The 4,015-nt window shown below is 51.1% G+C and carries 2 protein-coding genes; both read right to left on the bottom strand.

The features are described 5' to 3' along the window. A partial coding sequence (locus FBQ85_27485; GenBank protein ID MDL1878875.1) for a fibronectin type III domain-containing protein occupies window positions 1-2,857 on the bottom strand: 2,857 nt, incomplete at its 3' end. 265 nt (window positions 2,858-3,122) lie between these two features. Then, entirely contained in the window at window positions 3,123-3,779 is a 657-nt protein-coding gene (locus tag FBQ85_27480; GenBank protein MDL1878874.1) for a response regulator transcription factor, read from the bottom strand. Window positions 3,780-4,015: the final 236 nt, after the last annotated feature.

The following is a 4,015-nucleotide window of genomic DNA, read 5'->3' as shown; positions in this document are numbered from 1 at the left end:
AAACGCCGTCTGACTGATCCTCAGAGGTGTTAAAACCATCAGAAGCCGTGACACGAATGATTGCCGTATTGCTTGGGATCAATTCTTCCACATGCAATTCGACCTCCGTCGTATCGGTGAACTTGACCAATCCCACACCTTGCCAGCGCTGACCATTATCCGGGCTGTATTGCACCAGATAGCTGAGTTGATCGCCATCCACATCCTTGCCTTCCCATTTTATTGTATAAGTGCCTTTCTCAAAAACCTCGCCGCCATTTGGACTCAACACCTTGATAGCCGGCGGATTCGGGCTGGCCTTTGTTTCATGAATCTGCCCGGTAAGGTCTTTGATCTGGATTGTTTTCATCGTTTCCGGATATGGCACAAGCACCCGGAACATCGTGCTGGTGGTGCTGGCATGATCCGTGTTGAAAGATTTTCGCAGGATAAGATTGTTCTTTTCATCAAAGATCTCGATGGCATATGGCCCGGGTTTCGATTTCAAGACTTGTGATTTAGGCAATGGCTTTCGCATAATCGGCAACAGATTCACGGCGCCTTTTTCGTCGATAACACCGCCAATCATCAGTGCCTCAATACGTTCTACTGGACTGCGGTTTACAACTTGCATGGTTTGCGCCGATACCTCTGTCGAAGCGAGTTGCAGCGAATCAATGAAGGCTTGAGATGGCGAAAGTCTTCTGTAGCGTATAGCGTTGAAAATCCTGTCAGAAGTGCGCTCTGAAATCCAGTTACTGAATCCTGTCACCAGTTGACCCAAAAATGCAGTGCTTTGCCCATACGACATGAAATCATGGACAGCCTGGGTCTCCGGAAGCTGACAGTTGGGGGTGCGTTGGGGAAAATTCGCTGTTGGACAGGGATCTACCACAACAAGCTGCCATTGCCCGGCATCTGCAGGCCCTGGCGGCAAGACTTGCTGCAAAATGGCGCCAAAATTTGTTATTCCCGGCCCAATTAGGCCGTGTGAGTAGGGCCACGGCTCCCAGTCGCCACCAACTGCCTCGCCATGGGCGTTGCTGGCATGGATAAGCCCCATGGTGTGCGCCACTTCTTGGGCGGCAATATCCCCCACTAATGTTGTGATGGCGGTTCCGCCAATTCTGTCGTCATCATCATCAGGGTCGCCGACGTAGGCCATGCCACCGCAGTTGGATAACCTAGTCGCAACGCCAAGGACTGTTGTCCAATAAGGCCCCGACTCCGGAAAGTGTCTGGGTGCATCATCGCCGCCGAACTCATACCAGATGTCAAAGAGAAGTGATTCGCAATCATCTGCAAATAGATAGGGCCCGCCCCAACCCCAATTTCTCCACTGCAATACGCGGACTTCGCTTACCGGAAAGGCTCTTTTTAGATATTCGATTATATTTGTTCGTACTGTTGCCGTATCAGGTGCCGGGCCGGTCTCGCGGCTACGAACACGTATGACATTGAGGCCTAGCCAGGCCGGACTACCAAGACCAAAGAATTGTACGATACTAAGATTTTCAGGCGAGTCCCACAGACGTAATTGCATAAATCGTACATCGAACAACTCCGCACCAGGAATGACGAAATTGAGGGTTTGATTGGCATTGGCGCGTTGTTGAACCTGCAATTGATACCGCGCCGAGTCGACACCTGGATCGGCATTGACGAAGATAGCCGTATTGCCGGCATTGGGCGCTATGCTTTTACTAACCTGCCGGCCATCTTCGTATTCGATATCGTAGATAAGCTGTGCCGTGTAATTGCTGCGCGTTCCGCCCTGCGCCAGTAAATAATAGCGCACGGCCAACTCTTTGCCTGGTATGATTTTCTGGGAAAGGGAGCCAAATCCGTAGCTGATAGGATCAATCAAACGCCATTGGACTGCCTGATTAAACTCCACCCCGGTTACAAATACCCTTGGCAAGGGCGGCGGCGGATTCACAAAGAAATTTGAGCGCACTTCGGCGGCATGATTGCCGGCAGCGTCTCTAGCGCGGGCAGTAATTTGATATTCACCCTCTCGGCCCACCTGCAGCGATGGGCTTGACGATTCCACAAAAGTTGCCGGACAAGAGCCGCTTCCATGGAGGCCCCCGCAGATATTGCCGCCGGTAAAGTCCCATACAATTGTGCCTGTTGGCACGTGGCGTAGTTGCATGTCGACCGTTTGCAACTGCACGTTGTCTGTAGCGCGAATGGTGACAGTGACCTGTTCTGTCGTGATGGTTGCGCCGTTGGCCGGTGTTCGGATCGATACCACTGGTGGAGTCGTGTCGAGGGGAGGATCCAAAACACCTTCAAAAGTGAGTTCATCAAACAAGAGCCAGTTTACGTAGTCTCGTGCTGGGTGATTATGCCATCCGCCGATAACGACGCGAGAAATATTTTCGCTTTGGCTTTCAATACGTAGAAAGGAGTCCCAAGTAGACGAGCTTGTAAAGGATACAATTCGTTCCCCAACCAGTCGATTCTCGGAAGTAAAAGCAGATAAGCTCACGATAAATTGTAATGACAGTCCAGCTTGTGCGTGTCCATTAACCGCAATTGAAACCACTCTTTGTGGTGTAGTGAATTCTATTTCTAAATTCTGGCGATCAAAATCGCCTGGTGGTGCAGGATGAGTCGTGACGACATTTGGTGCTGAGCGGGCATCATCGCATTCGTTGTTGCTACTTGAATTAAAAGCACAGCGGATGATACGCAAGCCATTGGGGAATCGTACCCCATGACTGAACAAGAATTCGTTGGTCAGGTTTGTGCCGTCTGGGATTGGATTGCCGTCGGGGTATCTGTCAAAATTAATGATGTTCTGAGCGCCGGCATCTTCAATTGCCAGCCAGCATGCCATCAGAAAGACGGAAAATGAAATAAAGCGATGCATGACAATTCTCCCGAAATAAAAATCTGTCCTTAACGCAATAAGAGAACGGTTAATTTTCTTGTCCCTTCATCCGCGACGATGGAATTCTGGCTCCTGGTTCTTCGCGATTGCGATTTGTTTCTCGTGCTGTCAATGATGCCCAAATTTTTGTCATTTATCGGCGTGGTAGAAAAAAAGATCTTTTTCAGAGGGAATCCATACCAAGACTATGGTATTTTTGTCATAGTGAGGGCGAATATAGGCAAGCTTTCGGTTCGAAGGGGGCTTACACCAACCTCTCCCTCAACGCCTTCGCCACCGCCTCGCTGCGCGAATGTACATGCAGCTTGGCAAAGATATTTTTCATGTGGGTGGTGACGGTGTGCAGGCTCAGGTGCAGCGCGCCGGCGATCATTTTCGGGGACAGGCCATCGACGACGTGCTGCAGAATGTCTTTTTCGCGGGCGGTCAAACCGTACTCACCGGGCGGTGAGGCGGTTTTGGCAAAGATGTCGAGCACGCGGCGGGCGATCGGGGCGCTCATCGGCGCGCCGCCCGCGTGCGCCTCACGGATGCTTTCGATGATGCGCCCGGCCGTCGCTTTTTTGAGCACATACCCCAATGCGCCGGCGCAGATCGATTGAAAGATCTTGTCATCATCCTCGTACACGGTGAGCATGATGATCGCCGTCGCCGGCGAGATGGCCTTGACGAGCGGGACCCCCTCGATCCCGCTCATCCCGGGCAGACCGATGTCCATCAACAGCACTTGCGGCGGCGCTTCGGTTTGCAGCGCGGCGACGGCGTCTTCGCAATTGGCAAACGCCTGGGAGCAGGCCATGTCGCCGGCGTTGTCGATCACCTCCGACAACACGCGGCGATAATCGTCATTGTCTTCCACCACCCAGACGTCGATGCGATCTTGTATGAGATTCGTTGGCATCTCTTTTTGCCTTTATGACAAAAAAATGGAGGGCAGAAAGATGTGTTGGTTTATTGTCCTCCCCCATTTTTCCGTCATTAATCCAGGCCGCTATCCAAAAGATCGAACACGGAGAAAACCGAGTCAACAGAGATTTCAAAGCTAAGGAACGCCATTTAAGCCATAAGGCCCTTAAAATCAGAATAAAATTCTGAAAGTTTTATGGCAAAATAATTCAAGGGCAAAATGATTTGAAA

This window comes from Cytophagia bacterium CHB2, from assembly GCA_030263535.1.
Taxonomy (GTDB): domain Bacteria; phylum Zhuqueibacterota; class Zhuqueibacteria; order Zhuqueibacterales; family Zhuqueibacteraceae; genus Coneutiohabitans.
This window is presented reverse-complemented; position numbering and strand designations above follow the sequence as displayed.

Bases quoted from the DNA above. Each gene is read 5' to 3' on its own strand.
- FBQ85_27480 (MDL1878874.1), bottom strand. From the start codon at position 3,779: ATGCCAACGAATCTCATACAAGATCGCATCGACGTCTGGGTGGTGGAA.